The organism is Streptomyces sp. CC53 (genome assembly GCF_001865245.1).
Lineage (GTDB): Bacteria > Actinomycetota > Actinomycetes > Streptomycetales > Streptomycetaceae > Streptomyces.
Genome location: NZ_MKXB01000104.1, coordinates 34,873 through 49,399, shown reverse-complemented (window position 1 = coordinate 49,399; position 14,527 = coordinate 34,873). Strand labels below are relative to the sequence as shown.

General features: G+C 73.9%; 15 protein-coding genes. 6 read left to right on the top strand and 9 right to left on the bottom strand.

Annotated features, from left to right (window positions below; genetic code table 11):
• Nucleotides 1–62 precede the first annotated feature (62 nt).
• Together BJP40_RS09605 and BJP40_RS09600 are read right to left on the bottom strand one after the other, a co-directional pair.
• Complete coding sequence (locus BJP40_RS09605) at nt 63–734, bottom strand: methionine ABC transporter permease (RefSeq protein ID WP_071280009.1); 672 nt, start codon at nt 732–734, stop codon at nt 63–65.
• Entirely contained in the window at nt 731–1,792 is a 1,062-nt protein-coding gene (locus tag BJP40_RS09600; RefSeq protein WP_071280008.1) for a methionine ABC transporter ATP-binding protein, read from the bottom strand. Before BJP40_RS09600 ends, BJP40_RS09605 begins: the two co-directional genes overlap by 4 nt.
• Before the next feature lie 730 nt (nt 1,793–2,522).
• Between BJP40_RS09600 and BJP40_RS09595 the strand changes: the two genes are divergently transcribed.
• Together BJP40_RS09595 and BJP40_RS09590 are read left to right on the top strand one after the other, a co-directional pair.
• Nucleotides 2,523–2,885, top strand: coding sequence for a hypothetical protein (locus BJP40_RS09595; RefSeq protein WP_071269654.1), 363 nt, complete (start codon nt 2,523–2,525; stop codon nt 2,883–2,885).
• Nucleotides 2,885–3,298, top strand: a complete 414-nt coding sequence (locus tag BJP40_RS09590; protein WP_071269657.1) for a hypothetical protein — start codon at nt 2,885–2,887, stop codon at nt 3,296–3,298. Before BJP40_RS09595 ends, BJP40_RS09590 begins: the two co-directional genes overlap by 1 nt.
• Nucleotides 3,299–3,383: 85 nt before the next feature.
• Here BJP40_RS09590 and BJP40_RS09585 read toward each other — a convergent pair whose 3' ends face one another.
• The 3 genes from BJP40_RS09585 to BJP40_RS09575 all read right to left on the bottom strand — a co-directional run bounded on the left by BJP40_RS09585 (nt 3,384) and on the right by BJP40_RS09575 (nt 6,398).
• Nucleotides 3,384–3,872 (bottom strand): GNAT family N-acetyltransferase, encoded by a 489-nt coding sequence (locus BJP40_RS09585; RefSeq protein WP_071280007.1) that lies wholly within the window; start codon nt 3,870–3,872, stop codon nt 3,384–3,386.
• 17 nt (nt 3,873–3,889) lie between these two features.
• The gene (locus tag BJP40_RS09580; RefSeq protein ID WP_071280006.1) at nt 3,890–4,492 is read right to left on the bottom strand and encodes a sigma-70 family RNA polymerase sigma factor; all 603 of its coding nucleotides are present in this window, start codon (nt 4,490–4,492) and stop codon (nt 3,890–3,892) included.
• Between the two features lie 703 nt (nt 4,493–5,195).
• Nucleotides 5,196–6,398 (bottom strand): glycerophosphodiester phosphodiesterase, encoded by a 1,203-nt coding sequence (locus BJP40_RS09575; protein WP_071280027.1) that lies wholly within the window; start codon nt 6,396–6,398, stop codon nt 5,196–5,198.
• 205 nt (nt 6,399–6,603) lie between these two features.
• Between BJP40_RS09575 and BJP40_RS09570 the strand changes: the two genes are divergently transcribed.
• Nucleotides 6,604–7,341, top strand: a complete 738-nt coding sequence (locus BJP40_RS09570; protein ID WP_079169372.1) for a 1-acyl-sn-glycerol-3-phosphate acyltransferase — start codon at nt 6,604–6,606, stop codon at nt 7,339–7,341.
• A gap of 241 nt (nt 7,342–7,582) precedes the next feature.
• On the opposite strand, the gene BJP40_RS09565 is transcribed toward BJP40_RS09570, so the two are convergent.
• Nucleotides 7,583–9,139, bottom strand: coding sequence for an MFS transporter (locus BJP40_RS09565; RefSeq protein ID WP_071280005.1), 1,557 nt, complete (start codon nt 9,137–9,139; stop codon nt 7,583–7,585).
• Nucleotides 9,136–9,690 (bottom strand): TetR/AcrR family transcriptional regulator, encoded by a 555-nt coding sequence (locus tag BJP40_RS09560; protein WP_071280004.1) that lies wholly within the window; start codon nt 9,688–9,690, stop codon nt 9,136–9,138. The genes BJP40_RS09565 and BJP40_RS09560 overlap by 4 nt, the downstream gene beginning before the upstream one ends.
• An 84-nt stretch (nt 9,691–9,774) precedes the next feature.
• Here BJP40_RS09560 and BJP40_RS09555 point away from each other — a divergent pair, with 84 nt between their 5' ends.
• A complete protein-coding gene (locus BJP40_RS09555) occupies nt 9,775–10,287 on the top strand; it encodes an HAD domain-containing protein (RefSeq protein ID WP_071280003.1) in 513 nt (170 codons plus the stop codon).
• Nucleotides 10,288–10,677: 390 nt separating this feature from the next.
• On the opposite strand, the gene argH is transcribed toward BJP40_RS09555, so the two are convergent.
• Nucleotides 10,678–12,108: an argininosuccinate lyase gene (argH, locus tag BJP40_RS09550; RefSeq protein WP_071280002.1), complete on the bottom strand. Its 1,431-nt coding sequence runs from the start codon at nt 12,106–12,108 to the stop codon at nt 10,678–10,680.
• A gap of 395 nt (nt 12,109–12,503) precedes the next feature.
• On the opposite strand from argH, the gene BJP40_RS09545 reads away from it, so the two are divergent.
• On the top strand, nt 12,504–13,106 hold the full coding sequence (locus BJP40_RS09545) for a pyridoxamine 5'-phosphate oxidase family protein (protein ID WP_071271167.1): 603 nt from the start codon (nt 12,504–12,506) through the stop codon (nt 13,104–13,106).
• 27 nt (nt 13,107–13,133) lie between these two features.
• The gene (locus BJP40_RS09540) at nt 13,134–13,796 is read left to right on the top strand and encodes a L,D-transpeptidase (RefSeq protein ID WP_071280001.1); all 663 of its coding nucleotides are present in this window, start codon (nt 13,134–13,136) and stop codon (nt 13,794–13,796) included.
• A gap of 174 nt (nt 13,797–13,970) precedes the next feature.
• Here BJP40_RS09540 and BJP40_RS09535 read toward each other — a convergent pair whose 3' ends face one another.
• Complete coding sequence (locus tag BJP40_RS09535) at nt 13,971–14,525, bottom strand: arginine repressor (protein ID WP_071271138.1); 555 nt, start codon at nt 14,523–14,525, stop codon at nt 13,971–13,973.
• Nucleotides 14,526–14,527: the final 2 nt, after the last annotated feature.

Sequence of the window (14,527 nt, the reverse complement as noted above, 5' to 3'; positions counted from 1 at the left end):
GGACCCGGTGGCGGCGCACCGGGGCCGGGGTGCGGCGGCCTGCGGGAAGACGGCGGCCGGGTTCATGACGAGGTGCGGCCGCGACGGGCCAGGAGCCGTACGGCACCGTCCCCGAGGAGTTGGACGGCGCTGACGACGGCGACCAGGATCACGACGGTGACGAGCATGAAGGTGGTGTCGAAACGCTGGTAGCCGTAGGTGACCGCCTTGGAGCCGAGGCCCTCGCCGCCGACCGCGCCGGCCATCGCGGAGTAGCCGATGAGCACGATGACCGTGGTGGTGACGGCGGAGACGAGGGACGGCAGGGCCTGCGGCAGCAGGACCTTGCGGACGATGGTGGGGACGGAGCCGCCCATGGACTGGACGGCTTCCACCAGCCCGTGGTCGACCTCGCGCACGGCGGTCTCGACGAGCCGCGCGAAGAAGGGGATGGCACCGACGGCCAGGGGCACGATCATCGCGGTCGGTCCGATGAAGGTGCCGACGACGAAGCTCGTGAAGGGGATCAGCGCGATCAGCAGGATGATGAACGGCAGCGAGCGGCCGATGTTCACGATGACGCCGACGGACTTGTTGACGACGGTGTTCTGCAGCAGTCCGCCCTTGTCCGTGAGGACGAGGAGGAGGCCGAGGGGCAGTCCGCCGAGGACGGAGACGACGGTGGCCCACAGGACCATGTAGAGGGTGTCGAGGGTGCCCTGTACGAGCAGGGGCTGCATCTCGGACCAGGTCATCGGGCACCTTCCTCGGCCAGGGCGGAGGTGACGATCGCGGTGGCGTCGGAGGCCGGCGAGTCGACGGGGTCGACTTGGAGACCCTGTTCGCGCAGGAAGCCGACGGGGACGACGTTGTCCTCGTAGCGCCCGGGCAGTTCGATGCGCATGCGGCCGATCTGCTTGCCGCCGACGGTGTCCATGGCGGCGCCGAGGATCGAGATGTCGACGTTGTAGGTGCGGGCGAGCTGCGAGATGACGGGCCGGGTGGCCGTCTCGCCGTGGAAGGTGACGTCGAGGACCGTGCGGTCGGGCCCGGTGGCCGCGCCGCTGACGGGGAACAGTTCGCGGGCGAGTTCGGAGCCCGGGGTCGCGAGGAGCTCGGCGACCGTACCGGACTCGACGACGCGGCCCCGCTTCATGAGGGCCGCGGAGTCGCAGACGGTCTTGACGACGTCCATCTCGTGCGTGATGAGCAGCACGGTGAGGCCGAGCTGCCGGTTGAGGTCGCGCAGCAGCTGGAGGATGGATCGGGTGGTCTCCGGGTCGAGGGCGCTGGTGGCCTCGTCGGAGAGGAGCACCTTGGGGCTGCCCGCGAGGGCGCGGGCGATGCCGACGCGCTGCTTCTGGCCGCCGGACAGCTGGCCGGGGTAGGCCCGGGCCTTGTCGGCGAGGCCGACGAGGTCGAGGAGTTCGAGGGCGCGGCGGGCGCGGTCGGCGCCGGACACGCCGAGGATCTCCAGGGGCAGTTCCACGTTGTCCTGGACGGTGCGTGAGGACAGCAGGTTGAAGTGCTGGAAGACCATGCCGATGCGGCTGCGGGCCCGGCGCAGCTCCCGCCCGGCGCGGCGGCCCCGCCCGGCGAGGGCGGTGAGGTCGGTGCCGTCGACCGTCACGGTGCCGGAGGTCGGGCGCTCCAGGAGGTTGACGCAGCGGATGAGGGAGGACTTGCCGGCGCCGCTCTGGCCGAGGACGCCGAACACCTCGCCCTCGCGGACGTGCAGGTCGACGCCGTCCAGAGCGGTGACCTGGCGGCCGCGCGACTCGTAGACCTTGGTCAGGCCCTTGGTGGTGATCACAGGGGTGTTTCCGTCACTGTCGAGTGCACGGCGCGGTGTCCGCCGGGCACGGGGCATTCGTCGATCCGGTTCGGGGTCCGACGCGCGGCGCGGGGCTGCCGTGGCAGGCTGGTGCGCGGGGCGGGCGCGGTCCGGCGGTCTTCCGCGCGGACACGGGCTCGGGTGTCGCGGTCGGTCTCGCTTCGGGGGCGCGAGGCTCGGTCGGGGGCCCTCAGAAGGCGCACATTCGACGCATACAACGAGCACCGGGCGTCATCATCGCCTCGGTCGCAAGGGTGCGGCTGCTCGTCGTGGTCATGGCTGCCATTCAAGCAGAGGCCGCTGCGCACCGATCACGGCTGTCCGCATATCGGACGGTCGAGGGGCACGATACGGACGGCTCGCCCCTTCCGGGGGTGAGCCGGACCGGCGCCTCCTTCCCTGCTCTGGCCTGCGGTGACGGGGACACGGCAGGGTCGCTCCGCGGGTGTTCGGCCGGCCGGACGCTGTGGTCAAGACCACGTGCGCGGCCGGCCTTCCGGCGGAGCCGGCCGGACGCCGTGGGGACGCCCGCACGGCTGCCGCCGGCGCCCGGCGGCGGGGGCCCGGAGGCCGGCCGGGTGAGGCGGGCCCGGGGTGGTGAGGGCCAGGTGAGGCGGAGATCAGGCGGGGAGAGGGGTGGAGGGGGCCGGCTGAGGCGTCGGCCGGGGTCGGCGCCGCTGCTTTCCCGGGGCGTAATACTCTCGAGTCCATGCTCACAGCCCTCACGGTCGCGGTGTCCGTGGCCGCGCTCCTGCTGGCCGCGTGGTGCGGCTTCGCCGCCTACCGGGACCAGCCGACGAAGGACTGGCACTTCATCGGCATGGCCGTGGTGACGGTGCTGGCGCTGGCCCAGCTGGTGGTCGGTGTGGTGCGGCTCGCCGGCGGCGGCGAGCCCGAGGAGGGCACGGCGATCTTCGTGGCGTATCTGCTGGGCGCGTTCTTCGCGGTCCCCGCGGCGGGCTTCATGTCGCTGGTGGAACGCAGCCGCTGGGGCTCGGCGACGGCCGCCGCCGGAGCGGTGGTCCTGGCGGTGCTGGAGGTGCGCCTCCACGACATCTGGTGGGAGGGCTGATGGCGGGCACGTCCCTGGTGAAGGGCCCGGGCATGCTGCTGGTGTGGCTGTACGGGGTGATGTCGGTCGGTGCCGTGTCGCGGTCGGTGTACCAGATCGCGGTCGACTTCGGCCGCGCCCCGCTGGCGTACAGCCTCTCGGCCGTCGCGGCGGTGGTGTACGTCTTCATCACGTACACCCTGGTGCGGGGCGGCGAGACGGCCCGCAGGGCGGCGCTGGTGTGCTGCGCCGCCGAGTTGGCGGGGGTGCTGACGGTGGGGACGTGGACCCTGCTCGACCCGCACGCCTTCCCCGACACGACGGTGTGGTCGGAGTTCGGTTACGGGTACGTGTTCATCCCGGTGCTGCTGCCCGTCACGGGCATGTGGTGGCTGCGCAGGTCGCGCGCCGCTGCGGCGGGCGCCGCGGCCTGACCGGCGCGCGGCGCGGACCGGTCGCGGCCCGGGCCCTGCCGCCCGGCACCGCCGGGCGGCGTGCGCGCGCGTCGGGACAAGACGGCTAGGCGGCCTTCTCCAGGGTGACGAGGGTGAGCCGCGGCCCGGTCTGTTCCCTGGACACGGCCTCGTAGCCCTTCTTGCGGTACAGGTTCAGGTTGCCCTCGCTGCGGTGGCCGGTGAAGAGCCGGAAGCGCTTGGCGACGGCGCCGTCGGCGGGGGCGGTGGCGAAGTGCTGCTCGATGGCGTCGAGCAGCCGTCCGCCGAGGCCGTGCCGGCGCATCCGTGGGTGCACGATGAGCTTGGCGATCCGGGCCGTGCCGGCGTCGTCGACCTCGCCGCGCACGGAGGCGACGACCTCGTTCCCGAGGCGGGCGACGAGGGCGTGGCCGCGCCGGAGTTCGGCCCTCAGCTCGTCGAGGGTCTGCGTCAGCGGCTCGATGGTGTAGTCGCCGTACAGTTCGGCTTCGCTCTGGTAGCAGAGGTACTGCAGCTTGAGGATCTGCTCGACGTCCTGCGCGCTCGCCGCTGTGATGGTCACGCTCATGCCCATGGGTGCATGCCTCCGGCTCACCTGATTCGCCCTGTCGGTCGCGCGCACCTGTCCCCCTCGTCCGGTGCGGCAACCTCTGCCGCGAGCATTCTGCGCAGGCATCCCAGGCAACGGGAACGCATCGGCCCTAAACTCCCCTGTGAGATACCCAACCTCCCTGCGATCTCTCGGTACGTGAGGTCGTTCGGCGACAACATCACAGCCAGCAGTCGTCGGCATGCGACGGGTGAGCGGCGCACCGCGGTGCGCAGGGCCCGCTGCCGCTCGGCGGCGAGTGCGGCGCATTCGGGGCCGGGGGCGTGCCCGGGCTGGTGGCGGTCGTCGGGCAGCGGTTCGCCCTCGGGGCCGTACGGCAGTTCCCGTACGGCGGTGCGGCGGGCCCGGCGTGCTTCCGCGCGCACGGCGCGGCGCAGCCAGTCGGCGGGCCGGTCGGGCAGTCCCGGGCCCGCGTGGCACTCCAGCAGACGCAGCCAGACGGCCTGCTGGAGGTCGTGGGAGTCGACGCCCGCGGCCGGGGCCTCGGCGTCGGACTCGGCGGTGAGCAGTGGAGCGAGGGCCCCGACCAGTCCGGTGAGTTCGGGGGCGGCCGACCGGTTGTCTGCTGGTTCGCGGGAGGTCATGCCGGGCACGACACGCTGCGGGGTGCGGACGGTTGCCGCGTGCGCCGCCAATCCCCCGATGGGACTGCCAGGGGGCGCGCGGCTGACGGCCACCGCCGGTCAGTCGGCGGCAGGGGCAGCGGCAGCGGGACCGTGAGCCCGCCGGGGCTCCCGCAGTGGCCGGGCCGTGGGTCCGTCGGGGGTTCCGGCGGCGGCCGGACCGTGCGCCCCCGGAGGAGCCGCGCCGGGACCCGCGGGCGCGGGAGGCCGACGGGGCGCGAGAGTCGGGGGCGGGCGTGCGGCAGGCGTGGGAGCCGGAGGCAGGCGCGCGGGAGACAGAGCGCAGCGCGCAGCGCGGGTGGACGCGGACATGCCAAGTTCCCGCGCCCGGTGACCCGCCCCGACAACCGGCGCAGACTGGGTCCAGCGCGCCGCGCGGGCGGACGCGGACGCGTCAGAGCGCCCGCGCCCGGCGCCCACGGGCGACACCGGCCGCGGACCGGGGCGCAGCGGGCCGTGCGGCGGCGCGGACGCAGAAACGTCGGGGTCGCCCGCGCCTGAGACTCACGGGAGGCACCCGGCGCGGACCGGGCGCAGCAAGCCGCGGACGCGTGCGCGCCCGAGCGCTGCCTGCCGGGTGCCCGCGGGCGGCCCCTGGCGCGGGCGGGTGGCCGTCCGGGGCCGCGTCACCTGAGGTGCGCGCGGTCCCGGTGCGTGTCATGCGCTATCCGCGGCGGTCCCGGTGGTCGGCGGCGGCGAGCAGCGCGGTGTCGGGCTGGTCGGTGAAGATGCCGTCGATGCCGGTGGCGAAGTACGCCTGGTAGGCGCCGAAGACGTCGCCGTACGCGTCCGGGTCCGTGCCGCGCCGGAAGTCGGCGGGCAGGAAGCGGTTCTCGTTGCGCAGGGTGTACGGGTGGAGGACCAGCCCCCGGGCGTGGGCGTCGCGGACGAGGGTCGTGGGTTCCCCCAGCCCGCCGTCGGCGTTGCGGGGCACGACCAGGTCGAGGAGGGGGCCGATGCCCTGGGCGTACGAGGCGATCCAGTCCAGGCCCTCGGGCGTGACGAGGTCGGCGACGGTGCGCGGGTCGCCGGCCTCCACGAAGTCCCAGGGGCGGTCGTCGGGCGTCCAGAGCAGCACCACGCGGGGCGTGCGGACCAGCCGCGCCATGCGCTCCATGCTGCTGGGCTCGAACGACTGCAGGAACGTCGGGGAGTCGGCGCGGTGGCGGCCGTACCGGCGCAGCAGCCGGGCCAGGCGCTCCTCCAGGCCGAGGCCGAGCCCGCGGAAGTAGGTGGGGTGCTTGGTCTCGACGTGCAGCCACACCGGACGGCCCCGGCGGCGGCCCTCCTTCTCGGCCCAGCGCAGCACCTCGTCGAACGTCGGCACGGTCCACCGCCCGTCGTACAGGGTGTTGTCCGGGCGCGTGCCCGGGATGCGCTCCTTTGCGCGGAGCGTCTTCAGCTCGGCGAGCGTGAAGTCCTCCGTGAACCAGCCGGTGAGGGACTGCCCGTCGACGGTCTTGGTCGTGCGGCGGGAGGCGAACTCCGGGTGGTCCGCGACGTCCGTGGTGCCCGTGATGTCGTTCTCGTGGCGGCACACCAGGTGGCCGTCCTTCGTGGGCACGAGGTCCTGCTCGATGACGTGGGCGCCCGTGTCGAGGGCCAGCTGGTAGGAGCCCAGGGTGTGCTCCGGGCGGTAGCCGCTGGCGCCGCGGTGGGCGATGACCGTGGGGACGGGCAGCCTCCGGTAGGCCGGGTGCCGTCCGGCGGAGGCTCCGCGTCCGGCGGCGTTCGCGGACCCGTCGGTGCGGGCGGCCGCGGCCGCCGTACCGGCCGCCACCCCGCCCGCCGAGAGCGCGGCCGTCCCCAGCACCGCTGCTCCGAGGACGTTCCGGCGGCCCCAACTCCTGCGCGCACCCGTTGTCATGAAGGCTCCCTGCGTGAGCGTGTCGGCGGCGGCACGCCGGTTCACCTGGTCGGCGCACCGCCCGTTCCGCTGTTCGGCTGTCGATCGGCTGAGCGCGGCCGATGCTAGGCGGCTACGCCTTCCGTACGGGAGACCCTGGACGAACGCGTGGAAAACACAGGTCAACACTGCGTATCGACTCGATGAACCCGACGTGCGCGCGGACATGACTCGCGAGTATCGTCCTCACCTGCACGGACCCAAGACCACAACCGGAACACCGGAGGACTCGTTGTCCCGCTTCGCGCTCATCAAGGCAGTGCTCGGCCCGGTCATGCGACTGATGTTCCGGCCACAGGTCGAGGGCGCCGAGAACATCCCCGCGTCGGGGCCGGTGATCCTGGCGGGCAACCACCTCACCTTCATCGACTCGATGATCCTCCCGCTCGTCGTGGACCGCCAGGTGTGCTTCATCGGCAAGGACGAGTACGTCACGGGCAAGGGCATCAAGGGACGCCTCATGGCGTGGTTCTTCACCGGCGTCGGCATGATCCCGGTGGACCGGGACGGCGCCGGGGCGGCGGTGGCCGCGCTGCACACGGGCCGCAGGATCCTGGAGGAGGGCCGCGTCTTCGGCATCTACCCGGAGGGCACCCGCTCCCCCGACGGCCGCCTCTACCGCGGCCGCACGGGCATCGCCCGCCTGACGCTGATGACGGGGGCGCCCGTGGTGCCGTTCGCGCTCATCGGTACGGACAAGCTGCAGCCGGGCGGCGCGGGGCTGCCGCGCCCGGGCCGGGTGACGGTGCGCTTCGGCGAGCCGATGGAGTTCTCCCGCTACGACGGCATGGACCGCGACCGCTACGTGCTGCGGGCGGTGACGGACTCCGTGATGACCGAGGTCATGCAGTTGTCCGGGCAGGAGTACGTGGACATGTACGCGACCAAGGCGAAGGCCGCGTAGCCGCACGGCCGCCGTGGTGCGGAGAGGGCCGCACCCCGTGGGGGTGCGGCCCTCTCCGCGCGTACGGTCCGGCCGGGAAGCGCCGGGTGCGTCCCCGCGCGGCGGACGGCCGGCCCCGGGAGGAACGCTCTCCGCCTCGGCCGGAGCGCCGGCGGCCCGCCGTGGGGGCCGGCCGGGGGCGTACACGGGTCGGCCGGCGAGGGGGACGGCCCCGTGAGGGGCGCCAACGGGTCGCCCCGGGTCAGGGGTGCTCGGCGGCCCCGTCCTCCAGTCGCTGGCCGCGCAGCAGGAACCAGGCCGCCGCGGCCGTGGCCAGCAGGACGGCGGCGCCCACGCCGGCCGCGATGTGCAGGCCCGACACGAAGGCGTCCTGGGCGGCCGTCACCAGCGCCTCGGCGGAACGTTCCGGCAGGGCGGCGGCCGCCTCCACCGCGCCGCCCAGCGACTCGTGCGCCGCCGCCGCGACCGGCTCGGGCACTCCGTGTGGGGTGGGGAAGCCGCGGTAGACGCCGGTCACGATGGAGCCCAGCACGGCGATGCCGAGTGCCGCACCCAGCTCGTAGGCGGTCTCCGACACGGCGGAGGCGGCGCCGGCCTGCTCCTTGGGGACGCTGGACAGGATGACGTCGGCGGTCACGGTGAAGGCGAGCCCCGCGCCGACGCCCACGACGAGCAGCGAGGCGCCGAGCAGGGGGTAGCCCGTCTCGCGGCCCAGGGCCGTCAGGGCGGCCAGCGCGAGGCCGACCGCGGCGAGACCGCCGGCCACGGCGGACCGTACGGAGAACCGCCGCGCCACGAGGCCCGCGACGAGACCGGCGCCGATCGCGCCGAGCGCGGCGGGCAGCTCCGCGAGGCCCGCCTGCAGGGGGCTGCGGCCCTGGACTAGCTGCAGGAACTGGGACAGGAAGAAGATCAGTCCCGCGAGGCCCAGGATCGTCAGCAGGTCGGCGAGGACGGCGGCGGAGAAGCCGCGGTTCTGGAAGAGCCGCATGTCCAGCAGCGGTGCGTCGAGCCTCAACTGCCTGCGGACGAACCAGGTCAGCCCCGCCGCGCCGACGGCCGCGGCCGCCGCGGCGTCCAGGTGGAGGCCGTGCGCGGCCGTCTCCTTCACCGCGTAGACGACGCCGATCATGCCGACGAGGGAGCCGGCGACGCTCGGCAGGTCCCAGGGGCCGGGCGCGGGGTTCTTCGACTCGGGGATCAGCCGGAAGCCGACCACGACGAGGACGGCCATCACCGGCAGGTTGATGAGGAACACCGAGCCCCACCAGAAGTGCTCCAGGAGGGCGCCGCCGACGACCGGGCCGACGGCGGCGCCCGCCGACGCCGTGGCACCCCAGATGCCGATGGCGAGGCTGCGCTCGCGCGGGTCGTGGAAGAGGTTGCGGATGAGGGCCAGGGTCGAGGGCATGAGGGTCGCGCCCGCGACGCCGAGCAGCGCCCGGGCGACGATCATCATCTCGGGGCTGGTGGCGTACGCGTTCAGCACGGACACCGCGCCGAACGCGGTGGCGCCGACCAGGAGCAGCTTCTTGCGCCCGATCCGGTCGCCCAGGCTTCCCATGGAGACGAGCAGACCGGCGATCACGAAGGAGTAGACGTCGCCGATCCACAGCAGCTGGGTGCCCGACGGCTTGAGGTCCTCGCTGAGGAACGGGGTGGCGAGGCCGAGGACGGTAGCGTCGACGGCGACGAGGAGGACGGCGAAGACGAGGACGGCGAGCGCGAGCCACCGCCCGGGCCGACGGGCGGTCTCCTCGCCGCCCCTGGCCTGCTGTACGGTTTCGGTGCCGGTCACTGGTCCACACTCCTGCGTCGTGCTCCGCCGAGCAGCAGCTCGACGATCATGTACTGGAAGTCCTTGGCGGCGACCCGGCCGTCCTGCACGGCCCAGGCGCAGGTGCCGACGAGGCCGTAGAGCGCCTCGGTGAGCCAGGCGGGCGTGAGGTCGATCCGGAACTCACCGCGCTCCTGGCCGCGCCGGAACAGCGCGGAGACGCGCGCGTCGAGCCGCCCCCAGCCCTCGTTCACCTGGTCGCCCTCGAAGAGCTGGTTCTCGGTGACGAGGAACGACAGCAGTCCGGCGACGGGCTCCACCCCGGTGACCAGCCGCCGCAGCGCGTCCTCGGCGCTCCCCTCGTCCAGCGCGGCCGCGTCCAGCGCCGCTTCGAACTCCTGGATGCCGAGCTCCTCCAGCGCCCTGACCAGGGCGTCCCGCCCGGCGAAGTGCCGGTGCAGGGTGGCGCGCCCGATGCCCGCGGCGCGCGCGACCTCGTCCATGGTGGCGGTCGACTTGCGGGAGAGCAGGGCGGCGGCGGTGCGGAGCACCCGGTCACGGTCAACACTCATGAGACAACGATACCCCGAATGAGACATGCGTGTCTCACGCGAAAACTGTTCGACTCACTGCCGGGCCGGAAAGGATCATGTGGCATGCCGGAGAGACCCTTGCTGCTGCTGGACGTCGACGGACCCCTGAACCCCTACGCGGCGCAGGCGCAGCGCCGTCCCGCGGGGTACGGGACGCATCGCATGCGACCGGAGGGCTGGAGCGCCGGACGGCCGCTGCGGGTGTGGCTGAGCCCGGAGCACGGCACGGAGCTGCGGGCCCTGGCTGAGGCGTACGAACTGGTGTGGGCGACCACGTGGAAGGGCGAGGCCAACACGTGGATAGGCCCGCGGCTCGGGTTGCCCGAGCTGCCGTTCGTCGACTGGCCGACGATGCACGGGCGGGCGCCCGCAGGCACCTTCTGGAAGACGCAGTACCTGCTGGAGTACGCGGCCGGGCGGCCCTTCGCCTGGGTGGACGACGACATCACGTCGTACGACAGGGAGTACGTCGAGCAGCGGCACCTGGCCGGTGCGCTGCTCATGTACGTCGATCCCCGAAGAGGGCTGGTGCGCCAGGACTTCGACGCGCTGCACGCGTGGGCGGCGGAGCTGTAGGGACCGGGGGCTTCCGCGCGGGAGGCGCATGAGGCCGCATCCGGGCCGTGCCCGGGGGGCATGCCCGAGCGCGCGCGGGGGGAGCCGGCGCGGAGCGGGAACCTCCGCCTCGGACGTACGGGCCGCTCGAGCGCGCGAGGGGGCGGGGGAACCCGCCCCGTACAGGCGGGGTCCTCCTGGGTCCGCCCGTGCGCGGGTGAGCGGCGGGCCCGCTCGGGGCCGGCGCCGAGCCACGGACCCGCCGGTTCGCACGCGAGGGCAGGGAGCCGGCCGAGGGGGACCGGCGCAGCGGGACGACCGGGGGCGGCCGGGTGGCGGCACCGGGAAGGCGGTGGTGCCCGAGGTGCTGCTGCACCTCGGGCACCACCGCCTTCGTCCGCGCGGGAGGCGCTACTTCTTCCGGGCGTCGGCCCAGGCCCGCTGGATCACCAGGTCGGCCTTGACCTCGGCGAGCTGCACGGCGACGGCGGAGGGGGCCGTGCCGCCGCGGCCGCTGCGCGCGGCGAGGGCGCCGGGCACGTTGAGGACGGTGCGCACCTCGGGCGTCAGGTGTTCGGAGATCTTGGCCAACTGCTCGTCGCTGAGCTGGTCCAGTTCGATGCCCTGCGCCTCGCACTCCTTGACGCACTCGCCGGCGACCTCGTGCGCGACGCGGAACGGCACACCCTGCTTGACCAGCCACTCGGCGATGTCGGTGGCCAGAGAGAAGCCGGCGGGGGCCAGTTCCTCCATGCGTGCGCGGTTCACCGTGAGGGTCGCCATCATGCCGGTGAAGGCGGGCAGCAGGACCTCCAGCTGGTCGCAGGAGTCGAAGACCGGCTCCTTGTCCTCCTGGAGGTCGCGGTTGTACGCGAGCGGGAGCGCCTTCAGGGTGGCGAGCAGGCCGGTGAGGTTGCCGATCAGCCGGCCCGACTTGCCGCGGGCGAGCTCCGCGATGTCCGGGTTCTTCTTCTGCGGCATGATCGAGGAGCCGGTCGAGAAGGCGTCGTGGAGGGTCACGAAGGAGAACTCCTTCGTGTTCCAGATGATGACCTCCTCGGCGATCCGCGACAGGTTCACGCCGATCATCGCGGTGATGAAGGCGAACTCGGCGACGAAGTCGCGGGACGCCGTGCCGTCGATGGAGTTGCCCGCGCTGCCGTTCTCGAAGCCCAGGTCCTGGGCGACCGCCTCCGGGTCGAGCCCGAGCGAGGACCCGGCCAGGGCGCCGGAGCCGTACGGGGAGACCGCGGTGCGCTTGTCCCACTGGCGCAGCCGCTCGGCGTCCCGGGACAGCGACTGGACGTGGGCGAGCACGTGGTGGGCGAAGAGCACCGGCTGGGCGTGCTGGAGGTGGGTGCGGCCCGGCATGGCGACGTCGGGGTGCGCCTCCGCGAGCCCGACGAGGGCGTCCTGGAGGTCGGCGAGCAGTCCGCCGAGGATGCGGGCGTGGTCCCGCAGGTACATACGGAAGAGCGTCGCGACCTGGTCGTTGCGGGACCGGCCGGCGCGCAGCTTGCCGCCCAGGTCGGCGCCCAGGCGCTCCAGCAGGCCCCGCTCCAGGGCGGTGTGCACGTCCTCGTCCGCGACCGTGCCGGCGAAGGCGCCGGACGCCACGTCGGCCTCCAGCGCGTCGAGCCCGGCCAGCATGCCGGTCAGTTCGTCCTCGGTGAGGAGCCCCGCCTTGTGCAGCACGCGGGCGTGGGCGCGGGAGCCGGCGATGTCGTACGGCGCGAGCCGCCAGTCGAAGTGGACGGAGGCGGAGAGTTTCGCCAGCGCGTCGGCCGGGCCGTCGGCGAACCGGCCGCCCCAGAGCCGGACGTCACCGTTGTTGCTGCTCACTGCGGGAAGCTCCTCTGGAGGTGCGGCCGCCTCCCCACCGCGGAAGGGGGCGGGGAGGCGGAGGCTCGGATGGGTGGTGCGGAGTCAGGTGCGTGCCGGGCGACCGGGAGCGGGCGCGCGACCGGTCGTGGCCGTGGGCCCCCGGCCGCGCCGCGCGGTACCCCCGGCCGGCGGACCCGGGACGGCGGTGTCCGCCACCGCGGTGCAGGCGGCCCGACAGCCCGGGTGGGCGAGAGCGGAGCGCTCGGTCACGGGGTCTCCTTCGGTACACCGCCAGTAGGCATAACTATGCAGAGGTCCGTATGCTTTGTCAACGCGTGCCCGGGTCGCCGGGCCCACGTCCGACAGGCGGAAACCTGTGCGCCGCGCATCCCGCGGCCAGCAGAATCAACGGCATGGGACAGCAATACGACACCATCGACGGCCGGATACGGACGTTCATCGAGCAGCAGCCCGTGTTCTTCACGGCGACCGCCCCGCTCTCGGGCGACGGGCACGTCAACCTCTCCCCCAAGGGCCGCAAGGGCACCCTCGCCGTCCTGGACGGGCGGACCGTCGCGTACCTCGACTTCGGCGGCAGCGGCGCCGAGACCATCGCCCACCTGCGGGAGGAGGGCAACGGCCGGATCACCCTGATGTGGTGCGCCTTCGACGGCCCGCCGAAGATCCTGCGCGTGCACGGCACCGGGGAGCCGGTCTTCCGCGACGACCCGCGCTGGCCCGGCCTCGTCCGGCACTTCGGGGAGGCCGACGGCCCCAGCGCCCGGGCGATCGTGGTGGTCCGCGCCCACCGGATCAGCGACACCTGCGGCTTCGCCGTGCCGTTCCTCGACTACCGGGAGGAACGCACCCAGCACGCCGAGCACTTCGGGCGCAAGACCGACGAGGAGTTCCGGGCGTACTGCGAGAAGAAGGAGCACGTGGGCCGCAGCCTGGACGGGCTGCCGGCGCTACCGCTGCCGGTGCCGCCCCGGACGGACCTGCCCGGGGCGCGCTGAGGCGCCGCGGCGCATACGGTCGGGCGCATGCGCCGCCTCGCCCTCGCCACCACAGCCCTGCTCCTCCTTCCCGCCGCGGCCCTCTCCCCCGCCCACGCCGCGCCCCCGGGCGGGCAACTGATCACCGCCGAGGCCCCGCACGCCGGGGCGACCAGCGGCACGGTGAGCTGGTGGGAGCGGCGCGGCGGGCGGGGCCGGTGGGTCCGCGTCGGCTCGGCCCCGGCCCGGTTCGGTGCGGGCGGCCTGGTGGCGGGCGAGCAGCGCGAGCAGGGCACGTCGACGACGCCGGCCGGCGTGTACGGGCTCCCGTACGCCTTCGGCATCGAGCCGCCCCCGCGCGGCACGTCCTACCCGTACCGCCGGGTGCGCGAGGACTCGTGGTGGTGCCAGGACAACGCGTCTGCGTCGTACAACCGCTGGGCGGAGCCGCTGCCCGCCGACTGCCGGGCGGACGAGGCCGAACACCTCGTCACCTACGCGCAGCAGTACGCCTACGGTCTGGTCGTCGCCTTCAACTACGACCGCCCGGTGCGGGGGCGGGGGGCCGGCATCTTCCTGCACGTCCACGGCAAGGGTGCGACGGCGGGCTGCGTGTCGGTGTCCCGGGAGGCGATGGTGCGGATCCTGCGGTGGGTACGGAAGGACGCGCGCCCCCTCATCCGGATCGGCACGACGCGGCAGGCGCGGTGACGGGACGGCGGGCACAGCGGCCGACGCGGCGACGGGCGGTGAGCCCGGCCCGGTGACGAGGCGGCAGGCACGGCACCACGACCCGTGGGCAGCCCGCCCCGTCCGCGTCACGCCGCCGCCTGACGCCCCTTCCGCGTCACCGCGCCGCTCCTGCGGCTCCCCCCAGGGGGTGCCTCAGCGGTCCCGTTCGGCGAGGCGCAGGAGGTGGTCGGCCAGGGCCTGGCCTCCTTCGGGCTCGCGGGAGATGAGCAGCAGGGTGTCGTCGCCGGCGATCGTGCCGAGGATCGCGTGCAGCTCGGCCTGGTCGATGGCCGAGGCCAGGAACTGGGCGGCGCCCGGCGGCGTGCGCAGGACCACCAGGTTCGCCGACGCCTCGGCGGAGATGAGGAGTTCACCGGAGAGGCGCCGCATGCGCTCCTCCTTGGCGGACTCCCCGAGCGGTGCCTGCGGGGTGCGGAAACCGCCCTCGCTGGGCACCGCGTAGATGAGTTCGCCGCCGGTGTTGCGGATCTTCACCGCGCCGAGCTCGTCGAGGTCGCGGGAGAGCGTCGCCTGGGTGACGCTCAGTCCGTCGTCCGCGAGGAGCTTCGCCAGCTGGCTCTGCGAGCGCACCGGCTGCCGGTTGAGGATGTCCACGATCCGGCGGTGGCGTGCCGTGCGGGTGTGGGGCACGGCAGGTCCGCCCTGCCCGTTGGACCCGCCCTGCCCGTTGTCGTGCGCCTCGGTCATCG

Coding starts and splice junctions, on each gene's coding strand:
- BJP40_RS09545 (WP_071271167.1), top strand. CDS start 12,504: ATGGGACAGCAATACGACACCATCGACGGCCGGATACGGACGTTCATC.
- BJP40_RS09585 (WP_071280007.1), bottom strand. CDS start 3,872: ATGGGCATGAGCGTGACCATCACAGCGGCGAGCGCGCAGGACGTCGAG.
- BJP40_RS09555 (WP_071280003.1), top strand. CDS start 9,775: ATGCCGGAGAGACCCTTGCTGCTGCTGGACGTCGACGGACCCCTGAAC.
- BJP40_RS09590 (WP_071269657.1), top strand. CDS start 2,885: ATGGCGGGCACGTCCCTGGTGAAGGGCCCGGGCATGCTGCTGGTGTGG.
- BJP40_RS09540 (WP_071280001.1), top strand. CDS start 13,134: ATGCGCCGCCTCGCCCTCGCCACCACAGCCCTGCTCCTCCTTCCCGCC.
- BJP40_RS09580 (WP_071280006.1), bottom strand. CDS start 4,492: ATGACCTCCCGCGAACCAGCAGACAACCGGTCGGCCGCCCCCGAACTC.
- BJP40_RS09605 (WP_071280009.1), bottom strand. CDS start 734: ATGACCTGGTCCGAGATGCAGCCCCTGCTCGTACAGGGCACCCTCGAC.
- BJP40_RS09575 (WP_071280027.1), bottom strand. CDS start 6,398: ATGACAACGGGTGCGCGCAGGAGTTGGGGCCGCCGGAACGTCCTCGGA.
- BJP40_RS09570 (WP_079169372.1), top strand. CDS start 6,604: ATGACTCGCGAGTATCGTCCTCACCTGCACGGACCCAAGACCACAACC.
- BJP40_RS09560 (WP_071280004.1), bottom strand. CDS start 9,690: ATGAGTGTTGACCGTGACCGGGTGCTCCGCACCGCCGCCGCCCTGCTC.
- BJP40_RS09595 (WP_071269654.1), top strand. CDS start 2,523: ATGCTCACAGCCCTCACGGTCGCGGTGTCCGTGGCCGCGCTCCTGCTG.
- BJP40_RS09535 (WP_071271138.1), bottom strand. CDS start 14,525: ATGACCGAGGCGCACGACAACGGGCAGGGCGGGTCCAACGGGCAGGGC.